The sequence below is a fragment of the Massilia solisilvae genome (genome assembly GCF_024753215.1).
GTDB lineage: Bacteria > Pseudomonadota > Gammaproteobacteria > Burkholderiales > Burkholderiaceae_D > Telluria > Telluria solisilvae.
The window spans coordinates 969,222-987,693 of the sequence record NZ_JANUGV010000002.1 but is presented as its reverse complement, the minus strand read 5'-3'; the positions used below and the strand labels follow the sequence as shown (position 1 = coordinate 987,693).

Annotated in this window: 19 protein-coding genes; 7 read left to right on the top strand and 12 right to left on the bottom strand. The window is 68.2% G+C overall.

The genetic code is table 11. The features are described from left to right. Positions 1–113 precede the first annotated feature (113 nt). The gene (locus tag NX773_RS12710) at positions 114–1,262 is read left to right on the top strand and encodes a GGDEF domain-containing protein (protein WP_258856670.1); all 1,149 of its coding nucleotides are present in this window, start codon (positions 114–116) and stop codon (positions 1,260–1,262) included. A gap of 22 nt (positions 1,263–1,284) precedes the next feature. Here the strand turns inward: NX773_RS12710 and NX773_RS12705 are convergent, their stop codons facing one another. The 4 genes from NX773_RS12705 to egtD form a co-directional block, all read right to left on the bottom strand. After that, a complete protein-coding gene (locus NX773_RS12705; RefSeq protein ID WP_258856669.1) occupies positions 1,285–1,539 on the bottom strand; it encodes a hypothetical protein in 255 nt (84 codons plus the stop codon). Between the two features lie 163 nt (positions 1,540–1,702). Further along, positions 1,703–2,632, bottom strand: a complete 930-nt coding sequence (locus NX773_RS12700; RefSeq protein WP_258856668.1) for a YihY/virulence factor BrkB family protein — start codon at positions 2,630–2,632, stop codon at positions 1,703–1,705. Next, a complete protein-coding gene (egtB, locus tag NX773_RS12695; protein ID WP_258856667.1) occupies positions 2,629–3,840 on the bottom strand; it encodes an ergothioneine biosynthesis protein EgtB in 1,212 nt (403 codons plus the stop codon). The genes NX773_RS12700 and egtB overlap by 4 nt, the downstream gene beginning before the upstream one ends. 1 nt (position 3,841) lies before the next feature. Then, entirely contained in the window at positions 3,842–4,804 is a 963-nt protein-coding gene (gene egtD / locus NX773_RS12690) for an L-histidine N(alpha)-methyltransferase (RefSeq protein WP_258856666.1), read from the bottom strand. Positions 4,805–5,034: 230 nt separating this feature from the next. Here egtD and NX773_RS12685 point away from each other — a divergent pair, with 230 nt between their 5' ends. Both NX773_RS12685 and NX773_RS12680 read left to right on the top strand, forming a co-directional pair. After that, a complete protein-coding gene (locus NX773_RS12685) occupies positions 5,035–5,685 on the top strand; it encodes an ABC transporter ATP-binding protein (protein WP_258856665.1) in 651 nt (216 codons plus the stop codon). A gap of 161 nt (positions 5,686–5,846) precedes the next feature. After that, positions 5,847–6,134: a hypothetical protein gene (locus NX773_RS12680; RefSeq protein ID WP_258821944.1), complete on the top strand. Its 288-nt coding sequence runs from the start codon at positions 5,847–5,849 to the stop codon at positions 6,132–6,134. A 121-nt stretch (positions 6,135–6,255) separates the two neighbouring features. Here the strand turns inward: NX773_RS12680 and NX773_RS12675 are convergent, their stop codons facing one another. The 6 genes from NX773_RS12675 to NX773_RS12650 all read right to left on the bottom strand — a co-directional run bounded on the left by NX773_RS12675 (position 6,256) and on the right by NX773_RS12650 (position 13,361). Next, a complete protein-coding gene (locus NX773_RS12675; protein ID WP_258856664.1) occupies positions 6,256–7,110 on the bottom strand; it encodes a hypothetical protein in 855 nt (284 codons plus the stop codon). Between the two features lie 115 nt (positions 7,111–7,225). After that, entirely contained in the window at positions 7,226–10,282 is a 3,057-nt protein-coding gene (locus NX773_RS12670) for a hybrid sensor histidine kinase/response regulator (protein WP_258856663.1), read from the bottom strand. After that, positions 10,273–11,046: a substrate-binding periplasmic protein gene (locus NX773_RS12665; RefSeq protein ID WP_258856662.1), complete on the bottom strand. Its 774-nt coding sequence runs from the start codon at positions 11,044–11,046 to the stop codon at positions 10,273–10,275. The genes NX773_RS12670 and NX773_RS12665 overlap by 10 nt, the downstream gene beginning before the upstream one ends. Before the next feature lie 75 nt (positions 11,047–11,121). Beyond that, complete coding sequence (locus NX773_RS12660; protein WP_258856661.1) at positions 11,122–11,916, bottom strand: substrate-binding periplasmic protein; 795 nt, start codon at positions 11,914–11,916, stop codon at positions 11,122–11,124. Then, complete coding sequence (locus NX773_RS12655; RefSeq protein ID WP_258856660.1) at positions 11,913–13,076, bottom strand: GGDEF domain-containing protein; 1,164 nt, start codon at positions 13,074–13,076, stop codon at positions 11,913–11,915. Before NX773_RS12655 ends, NX773_RS12660 begins: the two co-directional genes overlap by 4 nt. 9 nt (positions 13,077–13,085) lie before the next feature. Then, positions 13,086–13,361, bottom strand: a complete 276-nt coding sequence (locus NX773_RS12650; RefSeq protein WP_258821950.1) for a hypothetical protein — start codon at positions 13,359–13,361, stop codon at positions 13,086–13,088. Positions 13,362–13,459: 98 nt separating this feature from the next. Between NX773_RS12650 and NX773_RS12645 the strand changes: the two genes are divergently transcribed. The 3 genes from NX773_RS12645 to NX773_RS12635 all read left to right on the top strand — a co-directional run bounded on the left by NX773_RS12645 (position 13,460) and on the right by NX773_RS12635 (position 17,500). Next, positions 13,460–14,242, top strand: a complete 783-nt coding sequence (locus NX773_RS12645; RefSeq protein ID WP_258856659.1) for a spermine/spermidine synthase domain-containing protein — start codon at positions 13,460–13,462, stop codon at positions 14,240–14,242. Positions 14,243–14,358: 116 nt separating this feature from the next. Further along, positions 14,359–17,202, top strand: a complete 2,844-nt coding sequence (locus tag NX773_RS12640; RefSeq protein WP_258856658.1) for a bifunctional diguanylate cyclase/phosphodiesterase — start codon at positions 14,359–14,361, stop codon at positions 17,200–17,202. Positions 17,203–17,278: 76 nt separating this feature from the next. Further along, the gene (locus NX773_RS12635) at positions 17,279–17,500 is read left to right on the top strand and encodes a hypothetical protein (protein WP_258856657.1); all 222 of its coding nucleotides are present in this window, start codon (positions 17,279–17,281) and stop codon (positions 17,498–17,500) included. Here the strand turns inward: NX773_RS12635 and NX773_RS12630 are convergent. Then, the gene (locus NX773_RS12630) at positions 17,497–17,868 is read right to left on the bottom strand and encodes a hypothetical protein (RefSeq protein ID WP_258856656.1); all 372 of its coding nucleotides are present in this window, start codon (positions 17,866–17,868) and stop codon (positions 17,497–17,499) included. The genes NX773_RS12635 and NX773_RS12630 overlap by 4 nt on opposite strands. A 65-nt stretch (positions 17,869–17,933) precedes the next feature. After that, positions 17,934–18,074: a hypothetical protein gene (locus NX773_RS12625; RefSeq protein WP_258856655.1), complete on the bottom strand. Its 141-nt coding sequence runs from the start codon at positions 18,072–18,074 to the stop codon at positions 17,934–17,936. Positions 18,075–18,260: 186 nt separating this feature from the next. On the opposite strand from NX773_RS12625, the gene NX773_RS12620 reads away from it, so the two are divergent. After that, entirely contained in the window at positions 18,261–18,467 is a 207-nt protein-coding gene (locus tag NX773_RS12620) for a hypothetical protein (protein ID WP_258856654.1), read from the top strand. The last annotated feature ends 5 nt before the right edge of the window (positions 18,468–18,472 follow it).

The window sequence follows — 18,472 nt, the reverse complement described above, 5'->3', positions numbered from 1 at the left end:
ACCAGCAAGTGTTTTTTCTGCAACTAGCTTTAATAAAAGATAACTCCAGAAAGTTGTCGGCTGTATAATCCTTTGCATTTCGCCGCCGCGCGGCGCCCTTGCGAGAACAGCCGATGCCTACCAAACTGGCCGCCCTGTCGTCGACTCCCGTCAGCGCTCCCGCGCCGCACTCGCGGCTGGCCGACCTGCTGCTGACCAGCGACCCGCGCCAGCGCCGCTGCCTGACGGTGCTGCTGCTCGCCTCACTGGTCACCGCAATCGGCATTGCCCTGTGCATCGCCGGGGCCGTGCTCGACGTGTTCCCCGGGCGCGATGTCGCCGTTGTGGCCGTGCTGGCGGCGGCCACGATGGCAACCTTCTTCGTCATCATCCGCAGCGGCGTCAACCAGCGCTTTGCCGACCCCACGCTGGCCTACCCGCAGATCATCGCCGCACAATCGCTGGTGGCGGCCGGCTACGCCGCGCTGGGGCCTGTGCATACGGCCACCTTGCCCCTGCTGGTGCTGGTGATGACCTTCGGGATGTTCACCATGCGCGCGGCCGCCGTGCGCGCGGCCTGCATCTACACGCTGGTCGCGATCGGCGCCGTGATGCTGTGGCGCAGCCGCACCGATCCGGCCCACTACCCGCCGCTGCTCGAATGCTTCAACTTCGTGATGACGGCCACCGTCCTGGCCGCCATCGCGCAGCTGTCGAACCACCTGGTCAGCCTGCGCGCCAGGCTCAAGTCGCAGCGCCTGGCGCTGGAGGATGCGCTGGCCCAGATCCGCGAGCTGGCCACGCATGACGAGCTGACCGGGCTGCCCAACCGCCGCCACATGCTCGATTTGCTGAACGAGCACGCGCAGCGCCGCACGCGCGGCGGACAGCGCTTCTACGTTGGCCTCATCGACCTGGACCACTTCAAGGCGATCAACGACAGTTACGGTCATTGCGTGGGCGACGAGGCCCTGCGCGGCTTTGCCCAGCAGGCGCAAGCGGTGCTGCGCACGACCGACGCGATCGGGCGCTGGGGCGGCGAGGAATTCCTGTTGATCCTGCCGGAGAACGGGCCGGGCGAGCCGACCGTTGGCATCGAGCGGCTGCGCGCGGCGCTGGCCGACACCGCCGTATCAAGCAGCGTGCCGCAACTGCGCCTGCGCTTTTCAGCGGGCCTGACCCGCGTGCGCGACGGCGAACCGATCGGCCAGGTGATCGAGCGCGCCGACCACGCCCTCTACACCGCCAAGTCGGCCGGGCGCGGCCGCGCGGTGCTGCTCTGACGTTTTGGCGGCGGTTCGCGCATCACTGGTGCCGGGTCAGGTCAGGGCCATCCAGCGTTTCGCCGCGCAGCCTGCCAAGCCGGAACGGTTCGAGCGAGGGATCGCCGCCTTCGGGCGCGCAGGCGTCGAAGGCGAGCTTCAGGCCGGCGTCCTGAACCGCGGTGCGGCGGCGCCGCCGTTGCATGCGGCGCATGCGGCGCACCGCAACCAGCACCAGCGCCGCAGCCAGCAGGGCGGCCAGCACGTACAGGATGCTGCCAAGCTCAAGGTCAGCCATGATTCCCCTCCGATAGTTCTTCGCCTGAAGCTATTGATCCAGAGAATCAACTCTGCCATTTGGCAATGACGGGAATTTGACGAGAGTCAAAGGCTTGGGGAGCTGTGGCGGGCTCGCCACGTGTTTATCCGGGGCGAATGGAACGGCCCGCCTGGCGCCGCGCTCAGGGCCGGGTGGTGAGCGGGCGCGGGTTGCGGTCGGCGTAGGCGCGGCCGACCCGTTCGTACTCGGCGATCACCTGGGCGCCGAACAGCAGCAGCGTGGCGCCGATCTCCAGGCTGAACATGACCACGATCGCGGTGGCCATCGAGCCGTACACCAGGTTCACCTGCGACAGTGTGGTGAAGTACCAGACCAGCACGTGGCGCGCGATCTCCCACAGCAGCGCCGCCGTCACACCGCCGACCAGCGCGTGCGACGGCACCAGCCGGCCGACCGGCATCACCAGGTAGATCGAGGTGAGCACGAGGATTTCGCCGGCCAGGCCCAGCAGGTAGAGCAGCGCGCCGGAAATGCCGTGCAGCGACCAGGTGTGCCCGAACAGGCTCACGCTTTCCTGCCCCATCACCTGCAGTGCGCCGGCCACCAGGGTGACGATCATGACGCCGGCGCCAAGCGCCAGCACGTAGCAGTACGGCAGCACCGCCGACACCAGGAAGTGACGGCGCCGGATCGCGACCCGGTGCACGAAGATCACGCTCATCGCGTTTTCCAGCACCGTGAACGCCAGCGAGCTGAAGAACAGCATGGTGCCGCCCAGCACCCAGGTGATCAGGTCGCGGTTGTCGAGGAAATGGGCGACCTCGGCCACGATGGGGCGCGACTGGCTCGGCACCACCAGTTCGAGGTAGCGGCGCAGCGTTTCGAGCAGCTCACCTTGTTCGATGAAGTGCGACAGCACCACCACCACCAGCATCAGGAACGGCACGATCGACAGCAGTGCGTAGTAGGCGACCGCGCCGGCCAGCAGCAGGCCCTGGTTGGCCTTGAAGCACTTGAGCACCTGCAGCGTGAAGTCGAGCGGGTGCGCCAGGATGTAGGCGTTGGCGCGCCGGTTCAGCAATCGCGTCCTGCGCCCGCGCATGCGGTTCATCTGGCCAGTCGGATGCCGGTGAACTGCCAGCGCGCACCGGCGGGAAAAAAGTTGCGGTAGCTGGCGCGCGCATGGCCGGCCGGCGTGGCGCACGATGAGCCGCGCAGCACATACTGGTTGACCATGAACTTGCCGTTGTATTCGCCCAGCGCGCCGTCCCGCGGCCGGTAGCCCGGATAGGGCGCATAGCTGCTGCTGGTCCATTGCCAGCAGGCGCCAAACAGCTGGGACAGCCCGAAGCGCGGCGCCGACGACGGATGCAAGGAGCCCTCTTCGACGGCCTGGCCGCGCGCCGCAAGTTCCCACTCGGCCTCGGTCGGCAGGCGCGCGCCGCACCAGCGCGCGTAGGCGTCGGCCTCGTACAGCGACAGGTGCGTGACCGGGCGGTGCGGGTCGAGCGGAGCCAGCCCTTGTAGCGTGAATTCGCGCCAGCCGCCGTTGCCGTCGCGCTGCCAGTAGAGCGGGTGCGCCAGTTCGCCGGCCGCCACGCGGTCCCAGCCGTCGGACAGCCACAGCGCCGGATCGCGGTAGCCGCCCTGCTCCACGAAGCGCGCATACTCGGCATTGGAGACCAGCCGGGTGGCAAGCTCGAAGGGCTCGACCCAGGCGCGGTGGCGCGGCAGTTCGTTATCGAAGCAAAAGCCGATGCCCTCGTAGCCAACCTCGACCAGGCCGCCGTCAAAGCGCTGCCAGCCGAGAGGGGCGGACGGCGGCGCCGCCGGCAGGCCTCTGCCAAGGTAGGCCGGCGCCGCGGGATGTTGCGCCAGCAGGTGCTTGACGTCGGTGAGCATCAGCTCCTGGTGCTGCTGTTCGTGGTGCAGCCCGAGCGTGAGCAGATCGTGCAGCGCATCGCCGGTGCTTGCAGCCAGCGCTGCGATGCGCTCGTCCACCTGGCCGCGCCAGGCCAGCACCTGCGCCAGCGGCGGCCGTGTCAGCAGCCCGCGCTGCGGCCGGGGGTGGCGTGCTCCGATGCCGTTGTAGTACGAGTTGAACAGGTAACGGAACGACGGGTCGAACGGTGCAAAGCCGGGCTCGTGCGGCTCGAGCACAAAGGTTTCGAAGAACCAGGTGGTGTGCGCCAGGTGCCACTTGACCGGGCTCGCGTCGGGCATCGACTGAGCGCAGCAGTCTTCGGCACTGAGCGGCTCGGCCAGCCGCAGCGAGCGCTGGCGCACCGACTCATAGTGACGCAGCAGTTCGTTGTCCATGTCAGTGCATCGCCTGCGCGTGGATCACGGCGAACCAGCGCCGCAGGTCGGTCCAGATGCGCGCCGCCTCGAAGCCGCCGCGTTCGAGCAGGTCGATGGCGTCGGCCGGGCGGTATTTGTAGCTGTTCTCGGTGTGGATGCGCTCGCCGCGGACGAACTCGCGCGCGCCGCCGCGCCAGCGCACGATCTGGTCGCGCTCAGCCTCCAGGTGCATCTCGACCCGGCCTTCGTCGGGATTGAAGAAACCGTGGTGGCGCCAGCGCCGGATGTCGAAGTCGGCGCCCGCCAGGCGGTTGGCGTGGCGCAGCACGTTGCGGTTGAACGCGGCGGTCACGCCCAGCTCGTCGTCGTACGCGGCATCCAGCACCGCCTTGTCCTTGTCCAGGTCGATGCCGATGAGCAGGCCGCCGTCGTCGCCGCACTGCCCGCGCAGGCGGCGCAGGAAGGCAACCGCCTCGTCCGGGCTGAAGTTGCCGATCGACGAGCCGGGGTAGAAGAACAGCCGGCGTTCGTCACGCACGCCGGGCGGCAGGTCGAAGCGCTGCGAAAAATCGAGCCCGCAAGCCTGCATGTCCAGGCCCGGATGACGCAGGCGCAGGCGATCGAGCGCATCGCTGACGAACTCAGTGGAAATGTCCACCGCCACATACTGGCGCGGCCGCAGTAGCGGAAACAGTGCGGCCGCCTTGGCGCAATTGCCCGCGCCCAGGTCGATCAGCGTGACGCCGGCGCCTGCGGCACGCGCGATGTCGGCGCCGTGACGCTCGAAGATCGCGGCCTCGGTGCGCGTCGGGTAGTACTCGGGCAGCTCGCAGATCGCCTCGAACAGCCGGGAACCGAGGGCGTCGTACAGGAACTTGGGGGAAATCGATGCCTCGCGCGCGAGGAGCCCAGCGGAAAGCTCGGCCGGATCATGGGCGCTGGGGCTGGCTTGTCGCGTTTCGGTCGTGCATGACGTCAGCATAAGGTTTATCATTCGTGCCGCCATGCCGCACGATGCGGAATGGCTAGGGAATGTTGCTGTGTTGGCCATCATAGCGGAATCCCTTGCATTCGCGCGCCGCCTTGACGCCAACCGTGCGCGACGCCGGACCAACCTGGCCAGGAGAGTAACCGCCCGATGCCCGCTTTTCGCTGCTGCCCGCCCGCCGCCCGTCCCGGTTTTTTTGCCACCGGACCGCGCGGACGCTGACGATGCTCGAACTGGTCAACCTGGGCAAATCCTACGGCGGCAGGCAGGTACTGTCGGGTCTGTCGCACCGCTTCGAGGCCGGCGAATTCGTCGCCATCATGGGCGAATCGGGCGTGGGCAAATCAACCCTGCTCAATATTATCGCGGGACTGGATGCGCCGGACAGTGGTCAGGTGCTGGTGGACGGCCAGCCGATGTCGGCGCTGGACGATGACGCGGCAACCCGGCTGCGCCGTTCGCGCATGGGCTTCATCTTCCAGGCATTCCACGTGCTGCCGCACCTGACGCTGCTGCAGAACGTTGCCCTGCCGCTGCTGCTCAACGGAGAACCGCCCGCGCGCGCGTCCAGCATGCTGGCGGCGGTCGGGCTCGGCGGGCGCGACAACGATTTCCCGCGCCAGTTGTCCGGCGGCGAACTGCAGCGGGTGGCGATCGCCCGTGCGCTGGTGCACCGCCCCGCCCTGCTGCTGGCCGATGAACCAACCGGCAACCTCGACCCCGAGACCGCCGACGGCATCCTGCAGCTGCTACGCGCCGAGACCCGCGCCAGCGGCGCCGGGGCGATCATGGTCACCCACTCCCACGCGGCGGCAGCCATGGCCGACCGCATTCTCGTGCTCACCCGTTCCGGGCTGAAAGAAACTACGAGTTAGCCAGCTCGGCTGCCGAACTGTTCACGAACAGTGCGTCGAGATCGGCGTTCTCGTAGTACTATCACCACATAAGATAACAATAAAACAACACCGAGCCAGCCCGGCATTCCAGAACTGACGATCTGTCCTTAACCAAAGTTCAACAGACGATGGAGAAGTACATGAGCGTACGGCAAAGAAAACAGGAAATGCTCGAGGCCATGCAACGTGCGCGGGCACTGGAGCCGTCGAGCTTTGTGCCAAACAAGCTGCTCGACACGCTGATCGAGCGCATGAACCTGAAGAACGACGCGGAACTGTGCCGCGTGCTGGAAGTGCAACCGCCGATCATCAGCAAGATCCGCCACCGCAAGCTGAACGTGGGCGCGACGATCCTGCTGCGCATGCACGAGAAGTCGAACATCCCGATTCGCGAGCTGAAGGAGCTGACCAACGCGTCGATGCATTGATTGACGCAACAAGCTGCCGCGCCCCGAGGTTCTCCTGCCCACGCGTTCAGCCCAATCAGGCGTTATCTGGACGCGTGGACGGGAAACCCGCCCACCGTACCGGTTGCGCGACCGATGCAGCTCACTGGTTGCGCGGGCGCCCGGTCTTGAGTTGCGGCAGGCTCGAGAGCACGCTTTGCAGCGTCGCCAGGTCGATCTGGCTGATGAGGGCAACGCCGATCCGCAGCAGCTCACTCTTCTTGATTTCGAAGCCGGCCTTCAGGCACGCCTGCTTGACCTGGGCGAGCACCGCGTATTCACGCTCGGGCATGGTGAAGCTGTCGCGTACCAGGCGCTGCTTTTCTTTGGCGCCCGCTTCGCCGTCGCCGGCTGTCCGGCGCACCAGCGGACGCGCGGCGGCAACGCCGGCGGACTTGGCGGCGGACGCCCGGCCCGGCGCGCGCGCGCCTTTTGCGGCGGGCTTGATCGCGCCCGCTGCCGGCTGTTTGGCTGCCGGTTTCGACGACGATTTTGCTGCCGGTTTTGCCGCGGGTTTCGCGGCGGGTTTCGCCAGCTTGGCCGCCACCGCAGGCTTGGCGACCCGTTTTGCGGCGCCAGGCTTAACGGCCGGTGTGGCTGCGCCGGACTTGACGGCCGGCTTGGCCACGCCTGCCTTGGCAGCCGGTTTGACGGCGCCGGCCTTGGCTGCCGGTTTTACCGCGCCGGATTTGGCTGCCGGCTTTGCCGCGGCAGCCTTGATGGCGGACTTGCCCGACACCTGGGCTGCTCGCTTTGCCGGCTTGGCGGCGGCGCCTTTCTTGGCGCCGGCCGTGCTGTTGACTGTGCTGGTGGTGCTGCCTGCGGCGCGTTTTGCGCCTGCGGCGGGTGCTGCCTTGCTTGCGCGTTTGGCCGGCGCGGTTGCAAGCGCCTCTTCCGCCGACGCAACTTTTGCCGCGTTTTTCTTAGCCGCGGCTTTGGCGGGTGCTTTCTGGGCCATCGATTACTCCATTGTTTAACGATTTAAACAATATATACGATTTGCCCATGTTCCGGTAGGCGCGTCAGCGACGGGACACGAGCTGCATCAACAGATGCGCGCGTGTCGCCGGCCGCTAGGCGTCGTGCGGCGCGGTGAATTTCACGCCATGCTGCGTCAGCAACTGCCGCGCTTCCTCGAATTCGTAGCCGGACAGGTAGGCTTCCAGGCTCGTCATCGTGGCCGCGTCCAGCACGCGGGCAAGGCAGGTCCGCACGCTGTCGAAGTAGTCGGTCGCATCGCCCGAAAATTCTTCCAGCAGCCTGGCCAGGTGCGCGAGCGCATGCGCGGCGCCCTCCAGCGCTTCCGGCACCGGCGCGGCACTCTTGGCTTCACTGTCGAAGTAACGCTCGATATTGCGCACCAGGTCGGCCACGGCCGACTCCAGCGCCGCCACGCCACGCGCAAGGATGCTCTTGTCCGCGGTTTCCAGCGCCATCCCCTCCTCCACCGCCTGCGCCAGCGTCTGCAGCTCGCGCGCGCCGATGTTGCCGGCCACGCCGCGCAAGGTGTGCGCACGCCGGCCCGCCAGGTCCGGGCGCCCGGCTTCGAAATCGGCCCGGATGTCGGCGCCGGCCGTGCCCTGTGTGGCGCAGAAGCGCTCCAGCAACTGCAGGTAGAGCGGTTCGTTGCCGGCCACGTTGCGCAGCCCGAAGGCGGTATCCAGCCCCACCAGCCCCGGCAACGGCGCCGGACCCGGGGTCGGCAGCGCCGCCTGCGGCTGCGGCAGCGCGTGGCCGAGCCAGCGCGCCAGCGTGTGGTACAGCTTTTCGGGCTCGACCGGCTTGGTGATGTAATCCTGCATGCCCTCGCGCAGACACCGTTCGCGGATCTCGGCCAGCGCATGCGCCGTCATCGCGATCACCGGCAGCTTGTTGAAGCGCGCATCCTTGCGCAGCTCGATGGTGGCCGCGTGGCCGTCGAGCTGCGGCATCTCGAGGTCCATCAGCACCAGGTTGTAGCCGTCGGGGCCGGCCAGCGCGAGCCTGTCCAGCGCCTGCTGGCCGGTGGCGGCGATGTCCACCACGATCCCCTGCGCAGTCATCAGCTCGGCCGCGATCTGCTGGTTGACCAGGTTGTCCTCGACCAGCAGCACGCGCGCTTGTCCCACGCCGGGCAGCGCAGCCGGGGCCGCCGGCGCCTCGGCCACGCGCTCGGGGCGGCCGGACAGCGCGAATTCAAGGTCGAAGCGGAAGGTCGAGCCCCGTCCGGGACTGCTCTCGACCGCGATGCGCCCGCCCATCAGCCCCACCAGCTGCTGCGAGATCGACAGGCCCAGGCCGGTGCCGCCGTACTCGCGCGTGGTCGAGCCGTTGGCCTGGCTGAACGCGCGGAACAGCTTGGATTGCTGCTGCGCGCTCATGCCGATGCCGGTGTCGCGCACCGCAAAGCGCAGCCGCACGCGGCCGCTCACGGCCGTGGGCATGGGCGTGCACGACAGCTCGATCTCGCCGGAAGGCGTGAACTTGACCGCATTGTTGACCAGGTTGATCAGCACCTGGCCCAGGCGCAGCGGGTCGCCCACCAGCTCGCGCGGCACGCTGCGCGGCACGTTGACCAGGTAGCCCAGCTGCTTTTCGGCCGCCTTCTGGCCGGTCACGGACGCCACGTTCGACAGCACCTCGTCCAGCGTAAAGGGGATTTCCTCGACGTCGAGCTTGCCCGCTTCGATCTTGGAAAAGTCGAGGATGTCGTTGATGATCCCCAGCAGCGACAGGGCCGCGCGGTGGATCTTGCTGACGTAGTCGTGCTGCTTGGGATTGAGGTCGGTGCGCAGCGCCAGGTAGGCCATGCCGATGATCGCGCTCATCGGCGTGCGAATCTCGTGGCTCATGTTGGCCAGGAACTCGGACTTGGCCACGTTGGCCGCCTCGGCGCGCACGTTGGCGGCCAGCAGCGATTGTTCGCGTTCGCGCCGCTCAGAGATGTCGCGGATGAACGAGCAGAATTCGTACTCTTCCTTGTCGGCCAGCTGCACGCGCGTGATCGCCAGTTCGATCGGGAACTCGGTGCCGTCGCGGCGCAGCGCATAGATTTCGATACGGGTGTCGAGCACCCCGCCGCCCTTGCCTTCGCGGTAGCGGCGCACCCCGGCGCGGTGCGCCTCGCGGTAGCGCTCCGGGATGATGCATTCGTCCAGCGAGCGGCCCAGCGCCTCCTCGCGCGTGAAGCCGAAGGTCTTCTCGGCCTGCGTGTTCCAGCCGACGATGCGGCCGTTGCCGTCCATGCGCACCACTGCGTCGAGCGCGGTTTCCACGATCGCCTGCAGTTTTTCCTGGGTGTCGCGCGCGATGCGGATCGAATCGGTCAGCTCGGCGGTGCGCGCGGCGATGCGCATTTCCAGGTCTTCGTTCAGTTCGCGCAACTGCTGCTCGATCACGCTCTTTTCGCGCAACAGGCCGGTGGTCACCTGCTCGGCGCGGCGCAAGCGGTTCAGGGTGTCGCGAAAGCTGCGCACCGCCGACGACAGCCGGCCGATCTGGTCGCGCCGGCCGATGCCCGACAGCGCGATGTCGGTCTCGCCGCGCGCCAGTTTGTCCAGCGCCACCTGGATGTCCACGAACGGCTGGGTCATGCGGCGCCCGACCAGGAACACGCACACCACGATGGCCAGCGTGAGCAGCAGGTTGGCGGTGACGGTGCGCACGGTCTGGCGCCGCAGGTCCTGGTCGATCGGCTGGCGCGAAAAGGCCAGCTCGATCGAGCCGACCTGGTAGGTGCGGGTGCCGTCGTTGAAGGTGATGGTGCGCGCCACCCGGATCGCCGAGGACGGGTCGCGCGGCACGCCGGTCATCGAGGCCAGCACGTCGCCCTCGGGCGAGAGCACGCGCAGCCACATCACCTCCGGGGTGGCGCCGAGCGCGCCGACCACCGAGGACACGGCCGCGCTGTTGATGTCGAACAGCGGCTGCGCCAGCGCCTGCGACAGCACCTGGGCCTGGCGCTCGACGCGATCCTGCAGGCGCGCGTTGGCTTCGGCCGACAGTGTGTGCATCACGTAGGTCGTGTACACCCCGGTCGAGAGCACCACCGCGAGCACGATGCCGGCGCCGAGCCGGAACACGATGTTCTGGTTCCAGCTGTCGAGCAGCTTGGCAAACAACAGCCGCGTCAGCCCCCGCTTCATCGCCATTCCGGCTCCACTTTACTTGCCTCGAGCCGGGCGTAGGCGGGACTGGTGCGCACCGCGCCGACCTCGTTCCACAGCCGGCTGGCCAGCTGCGGATCGCGCGCGAGCATGGCGTGCGAAAGCATCAGATAGTAGTCCTGCTGCAGCAGCGGCACCGGCAGCACCTCGAGCTGGGCGCTGAACGGGCCGTGCGCCAGGCGCTGGGCGTCGGCCGCGCCGAACGCGGCCGCGGCCAGCCGTCCGGCCGCCAGCTTTTGCGCCAGCTCCTCCGGCTGCTGGCTGCCCTCGTCCGTGGGCACTCCTCGAGAACGCAGAAACTCGCCCACCGAATAGCCGAGCTGGAAGCCGATCTTGCCGTCCACGTGGCGGAAGGCCTTGCCGTCCCAGTCGATCGCGCTGCCGCGGCGCCGCACCAGCATGTAGCCGCCCACGTTCATGCGCTTGGCGCGGTCCGGGTGCGCGCCGCCGGGATAGGCTCCCACCGCCAGCCGCGCCGGGTAGAAGCTGACCGCAATGCCGCCGTCCACCGCGTTGGCCTTGATCGCCTCGAGGCAACGCTTCCACGGCATGCCGCGGTAGTCGAATTGCACGCCGGTGCGCTGCGACACCTCGCGCAGCAGCTCGAAATTCAGGCCCTGGCCGTCGAGCGTACGCCAGGGCAGCACCTCGCGCCGCTCATAGCACAGGGTGAGCGTGCCGGCGGCAGTCGCCGCAGCACTGCCCAGGACGCAGCTTGCAGCGATCACGAGGAAAATGAGACGACGCATGAGGCGGGATGAGCAAGGAAATGACAAGAAATAAACTCTTAGTATGCCATTTCCCAGAAGCAAAAAACAGTGGAATCAGCGCGTACCGCGCATGACCGCGTCGATTGCCGCTTTATTGCGACGGACATAGGCGGGACTGGCATGCACCACGCCGACCGCGTCCCACACGCGGTTGGCCAGCCGCGGGTCGCGCTCGACCAGCGCGTGCGACAGGACCAGGTAGTAATCCTGCTGCAGCAGCGGCACCGGCAGCACTTCCAGCTGGCGCGCGAACGGGCCATGCCGCACACGCTCGGCATCGGCGCCACCGAACGCGGCCGCGGCGATGCGGCCGCTGACGAGCTTTTGCGCCAGTTCATCGGCCTGCTGGCTGCCCTCGTCGATGGCGACATTGCGGCTCTTGAGGAACTCGCCGATCGAATAGCCGAGCTGGACCCCGATGCGCCCGTCCACATGGCGCAGCTCCTTGCCGTCCCAGTCGATCGGGCTGCCGCGGCGACGCACCAGCATGTAGCCGTCCCCGTTCATGCGCTTGCTGTGGTCGGGCGATGCCCCGCCCGGAAAGACGCCGACCTCCTCGCGCCCCGGGTTGAAGCTGACCGAGAACGCGCCATCGACCATGTTGGCCTTGAGCTCCTCCAGGCAGCGCTTCCACGGCATACCGCGGTACACGAAGGTGACCCCGGTGCGGCGCGCGACCTCGTCGAGCAACTCGAAATTCAGGCCGCGGTGGTCGACCGTGCGCCAGGGCAGCACGTCGCGCCGCTCGAAGCACAGGGTGAGCGTCGGCGCGGCCGCCTGCGCGCGCCCGGCAAGCACGCAGCCGGCGGCCAGCAGCAGCGGCAGCAGGCGCCGCAGTGTCGCGCTCATGCTTCCTCCACCGGGCTCGCCGGCGCCGCCTGCGCAACCCGATTGCGGCCCAGCTCCTTGGCGCTGCGCAGCGCCTCGTCGGCGCGCTGGAACAGGGTGACGGTGCTGTCGTCGGCTCGGATGGTGGTCACGCCGAAGCTGGCCGTCATCGCGATCAGCGCGCGCTCGGTCTTGCAGGGGTATGCTTCGAGCGCCGCGCGCATGCGCTCGGCCACCAGCGCCGCCTCGTCCAGGTTGGTGCGCGGCAGCAGGATCGCGAACTGGCCGCCCACCAGGCGCCCGAGCTGGTCGCTGTCGCGCAGCTGGCGCTTGCACACCTCGGCCACATGGCGCAGCACCACGTCGCCGGCGGTGTGGCCGTAGCCGTCGTTGATGCGCTTGAACTGGTCGAGGTCGAGCGTGACCAGCGCGGTGGCCATGCCGGGCCGGCGCGCCAGCGCCATCCATGGCGCCAGCAGGTTGAAGAACCCGCGCCGGTTCGGCACGTCGGTGACCGGGTCTGCCACCTGCAGCCGCGCCAGCTCGGCCTGCAGCCGTTCGCTTGCGAGCAGCAGCATGCCGAACGCGTACAGCAGCATCAAGAGGTAGAACGCAGCGGTGGAACACTGGCGCAGCACCGGGTTGGACCACCACGCCCAGCCACCGGGCGCGGTCAGCACCAGCACGCCGCGCGCGGCCACCGCCAGCGCCAGCACGATCCCGGCCACGGCCAGGAAGCGCTGCAGCATGCGCGCGCCGCGCCAACCGCTTGCCAGCGCCACGCCGGCGCACAGGTAAAAGCCGCCCAGCACCAGCGACGCGGCAAGCGCGCGCAGCGCCGATTCGTCCACCAGATAGCAGGCCAGGAATACAGCCACCGCCAGCGCCAGTGCGATGAACACCGGACGCCGCCAGCCGCTTCTGCCGGCCAGCTCCCAGAACGCGCCGGCCTCCAGCGCCACGCCCGCGAACAGCAGCGCGTAGCCAAGCGGCAGCGCCAGCGGCTCGGGCAGCACGTTCGATGCGGACAGCGCCAGCAGCAGCCAGGCGCCGGCCTGGCACTGGCGCGACAGGCCCCATACGCTGAGCGCGGCCGGGCGCGCGGCGCCATAATCGAAGAAGAACAGTGCGGCGCACAGGGCAAGGTTGCCCAGCGCCAGGACCATTGCGGTGGAATCCATCGGCTGTCCTTAAAACTCGTGTTCGACACTGGTGGAGCCGTCGCCCACCTTGCTGGCCCAGGCACTTGCCCAGTAGGCCTTCTCGGCATCGGTCGGGGCGTCGTGCCAGAACACGATCAGCGTCCCCTTGTGGTCGTGCAGCTGGGTGACCTTGTCCACGAAGGCGGCGCAGCCATCCTGGTCCGCCAGCGCCAGGGCGTAGCCGTACACCCGGTTCAGCCGCTCGATGCGGTCCGGCTCGGTCTGGCTGTTCGTCGCCGAAATCGTGGGGTGGTCCAGGAACATGGGAATTGCCTCCGTGTGGGCTGCGGCGGCCAGCTTATCAGAAACTTATGCTCGGCAACAAGCAGCCGGCCGGGGGCCATTCGCATATACTGCCGGGCATGCCCAGCCCTTCCCGCCCACCCGCCGCCGACCCTGCCCCGGAGCCCGCCGCGCCGCTGGTGCGCACCATCGACGGGCGGCGCACGCTGGAGTTCCGACCGGGGGACGTGCAGAGCGAAATGCTGCTGTGCCGGCCGGACGCGCTGGTGCTGGCCTACGCGCGCGCCATGATGTGCTTTGCGCTGTTCGTGCCGCGCCCGCGCCACATCGTCATGGTCGGCCTGGGCGGCGGCTCGCTGGCCAAGTTCTGCTACCGCCACCTGCCCGGCGCGCGCATCACCGTGATCGAGCTGCGCGCGGACGTGATCGCGCTGCGCGAGCAGTTCCGGGTGCCGCCCGACGACGCCCGGTTCACGGTGGTGCAGGCCGACGCCGCCGCTTACCTGGCGCGCCTGCGCGGCAGCGCCGACGTGCTGCTGCTGGACGGCTTCGACCGCGACGGCCTGCCGGCCTCGCTCGGGAGCGCGCGCTTTTACGCCGACTGCCGCGAGGCGCTGCGGCCGGGCGGCGTGGCCGTTGCCAATATATTCAGCTACGACCCGGCGCGGGGCGCCATGCTGGCCCGCCTGCGCCAGGCGTTCGGCGGCAAGGTGTGCTGGTTCGACGGCGTGGCCGGCAACAACCATATCTTCTTTGCCCTCAAAGGCGGGGGCGGCGCCGCCAGCGCGCGGGCGGCGCGCCGCTTCGCATGGGTCGGCCAGGGACGCGGCCTGGGTGCGCGCTGGCTCAACTGGCTGCTGGCGCGACTGCTGGTGGTGTGGCTCGCGCATCGTCCAGACTGAACCTGGAACACGATTGCCGCAATTCGTTTGCCCAAGCGGCCGATTTTGTGACACACTGGCGCGAGTAGTGCCCACCGGCAACGAATAATCTTTTCCACAATGCGCCCGATCGCCCGATGCCCCGTCCACAGCCTTTCAAACTGACCCTAGCGGCCAGCCTGACACTGGGCACGGGATTGGCGGCGTCGGCCGCGCTGTTCATGGCTGCCGTCCATCTGGAATACGACAACCAGGCGTTCGCATTCGAGCAGCGCGCGGCGCAGCGCGTGGCTGCGGTGCGCCAGGGCCTGAACGACGCGGTCGAAGTGCTGACCGCGGCCAACCAGCTGTTCTCCACCGTGCGCCCGGTCACGCGCGAGCAGTTCCACGACTTCACCACCCCGCTGCTCAAGCGCCACCCGTTCATCCAGGCCTTCAATTATCACCGGCTGGTCAAGGACAGCGAGCGCGCCCGGGTCGAGGCCGAACTGCAGCGCGTGCGCCCCGGCACCGTGATCACCGAAAAACGCGGCGGCGTGCAACGCACGGCCCCGCGCCGGCCCGAGTACAGCATCGTCCACTACCTCGAACCGATGGCCGGCAACGAACCGGCGTTCGGCCTGGACGCGGGCGCGCATCCGCAGGTGCGCGAGGCGGTCGAGCGCGCGCGCGTGACCGGTGTGGCCGCCGCGAGCGACCTGGTCGAACTGGCGCAGGACACCCGGCGCCAGGCCAGCTTCGAACTGGTGATGCCGGTGTTCGCCGCGGACGGCAGCCTGGCGGGCGATACCGCCGCGATCATCCGCGGGCCCGAGCTGGTGCGCACCATCCTGGCGACAGCCGGCCTGCTGGACGAACGCAACGTGGAGCTGGCGGTGTACGCCGGCTCGCGCGCCGACCCGGCGCGGCTGATGTTCTCGACCGCCGCGGCCGGCGCGCCCGCCCCGCAGGACAAGCTGGCGGCGTGGCTCGCTCCCGGCTACAGCACGCGGCTCGATCGCAGCTTCATCGTCGCCGGCCGCCACTGGCTGGTCGAGGCGACCGCGACGCCGCGCCCGTTCCTGCCGGACCACCTCGGCTCGGTCTCGATGCTGGTGGGCGGCGTGCTGTTCACCGTCTTGATGACGGCGTTCGTGCACCTGACCAGCGAGCGCGCGCGGCGGGTGCAGCAGCTGGTGCGCGAACGCACCGCGGACCTCAAGCGCAGCAACCAGCGCCTGGTCGATGACGTGCTGGCGCGGCGCCGCACCGAGCGCGCGCTGCAGCAAAGCGAGCAGCGCTTCCGCCAGCTGGTGGCGATGTCGTCCGACTGGTACTGGGAGCAGGACGCGGCGTGCCGCTTCACCAGCATCACCGGCGACTTCAGCACCAAGGCCGGCATCGCGGTCGAGCGCCTGCTCGGCAAGACCCGCTGGGAGTGCGTGCCGGACCTGGACCAGACCGACGAGGGGCGCGCCCACATCACCCGCGTCAAGGCGCACGAGCCGTTCCAGAACTTCGAGTACCAGATCAGGGACGACAACGGCGACACCCGCTGGTTCAGCATCAACGGCACCCCGCTGTTCGACGACACCGGCGCCTTTGCCGGCTACCGCGGCACCGGCAGCGACATCACCGCCCGCAAGCTCACCGAGCAGCGCGTGTACCACGTGGCCCAGCACGACGTGCTGACCGGCCTGCCCAACCGTTCGCTGCTGCAGGACCGGCTGGGCCAGGCGGTCGCCTACGCCACCCGCAGCGGCTATCCGGTGTGGGTGATGATGATCGACCTGGACCGCTTCAAGTACGTCAACGACAGCATGGGCCACAAGGCCGGCGACGTGCTGCTGGTGACGGTGGCGGCGCGCCTGCGCGGCGCGCTGCGCGACACCGACACGGTGGCGCGGCTGTCGGGCGACGAGTTCGTGGTGATCCTGTCCGAGCACGCGGGCGAGCCGCTCACGCACGACATCGTGCAGCGCGTGATGGAGTCGGTGGCGCGCCCGGTCATTTTGGGCACCAAGGAGTTCATGGTCACCTGCAGTATCGGCGTGGCGGTGTACCCGAGCGAGGGCACCGCGGCCGACAGCCTGATCGAACACGCCGACATCGCGATGTACCGCGCCAAGAAGCTGGGCCGCAACAACTACCAGTTCTACACCCCGGCGATGAACGAGGAATCGCTGGAGCGGGTGCGCATCGAAACGGCGCTGCGCAACGCGCTCGAGCGCGACGAGTTCGTGCTGTACTACCAACCCCAGGTGGACCTGTCCAGCGGCCAGATCGTGGGCATGGAGGCGCTGATCCGCTGGAACCACCCGGAGCTGGGCATGGTGCCGCCGGTGCGCTTTGTCGGCGTGGCCGAGGAGACTGGCCTGATCGTGCCGATCGGCGCCTGGGTGATGCGCACCGCCGCGGCCCAGAACAAGGCCTGGCAGGACGCGGGCCTGGGCCGGCTGCGGGTGGCGGTGAACCTGTCGGCGCGCCAGTTTGGCGACCCCGAACTGATCGGCGGGATCGAGGCGGCGCTGGCCGACACCGGGCTGGATCCGGAGTGCCTTGAGATCGAACTGACCGAAAGCCTGTTCATGAGCGACGTGACGCCGGCGGTGGACCTGCTGCACCGGATGAAGGCGCTGGGCGTGAAGCTGTCGATCGACGACTTCGGCACCGGCTATTCGAGCCTGTCCTACCTGTCGCGCTTCCCGATCGACGTGCTCAAGATCGACCGCTCGTTCGTGGCCGACATCACCGACGACGCCAACGACGCGGCGATCGTCAGCTCGATCATCGCGCTGGCGCACAACCTGAAGCTGTCGGTGATCGCGGAAGGCGTGGAAACCGCCGAGCAGCTGCATTACCTGAGCAGCCAGGGCTGCGACGAGATGCAGGGCTACTTCTTCAGCCGCCCGCTGCCGGCCGCCGACTTCGAGCAGATGCTGCGCGAACAGCGCAGCCTGCCGCCGGTGATGTCGCTGGCCGACGAAACCGCCTTCGTCTGAAACGCCGCGTTGTGTGGCCAATCCGGCAAGATTGGCCTACAATGACAAATGTCTATTTGGCAATTTGGGGTTCGGAATGTCCACCACCGATATTGACCTGCCCGCGCTCGAACCGGGCCAGCGGCTGCAGCGCACCGACCTGCGCACGCGCGACCTGATCAACCAGGCGATCGCCTCGATCCCGACGCTCGGGGTGCAGAAAGCGGCCGCCTTCCTGGCGACCATGAACGTGCCGCCGGAAATCGCCGTGCGCTGCCTGCTGCAGCCGCACAAGCGCCGTCCGCCCAGCCACGGCTAGCGCGCGCCGTGCTGGCCGGCGATGTCGGCCAGCGATTCGCGGCCCTTGTCGGTGAGAGTAAAGCCGCCCTCTTCGCGCACGGCAATGTGCGACTTACGGCCGAGAAACTGGACAACGTCGGCGTCGATCGGCGCCAGCGGGTCGGCCTGCAGTGCCTGCAGCGCCGCGATGCAGCGGCGCAGGAACAATTCCTGCGCGCCCTTGTCGGTCAGCGCGACACTGCCGTTGCGCGCATACTGGATCAGCTTGAGCCCGGCCAGCTTCTTGGCGTTACGGCCGACGCAGGCGTTGTACCGGTCGGTGCGGGCGCCGCGCCGGATGAATTCGAGCGCGTCGAGTTCGTCGATGGTCAGTTGTTGGTCTTTCATTGCCGCCTTTTCTTCGCAAGGGCGACATCGTACCCGCCCCGCCGCCCGGCGGCAACCACTGGACCTTAGTGCCAGCCGCGCAATCCGGCCCAGGTCAGCAATCCCGCTGCAAGCACGCCGCAGACCATCGCAACTTGCCAACGACGCGAGCCCAGGAACGAGCTGCGGCCGAGGTAGATTTTATTGTGCAGGGAGTTGCCCATCATGTGTCTCCAAGGTGAAGCTGATACTGACTTATAAGTCATTCTATGCATCAAACGATGACGCACTTGTGACGGTTGACACCATCGGCAACTTCTGTAGCCGATAAGCAACACCTGGACTATTGCGCGCCAATCGCCGCCACGGTGCTGCTAGGATGACCTTTATTCATTACGCATTTGGAGCGCAACATGGCACGTCCCCATTCCACCGACCCGGCCCACAAGGGCCGCCCCTATCTTGAGGAACCCGACATCGGCAGCGGCGAGAAAACCCCGGCCCAGGAAGAGACCGAGGAAATGATCCGCCAGATCCCGCCGCTGCCGAGCCGCCAGCACGGCGACAACGGCAACCACCACGGCGGTCACCCGCACGAGCCGCAGCGCGGCAAGCGCTGAGCGCA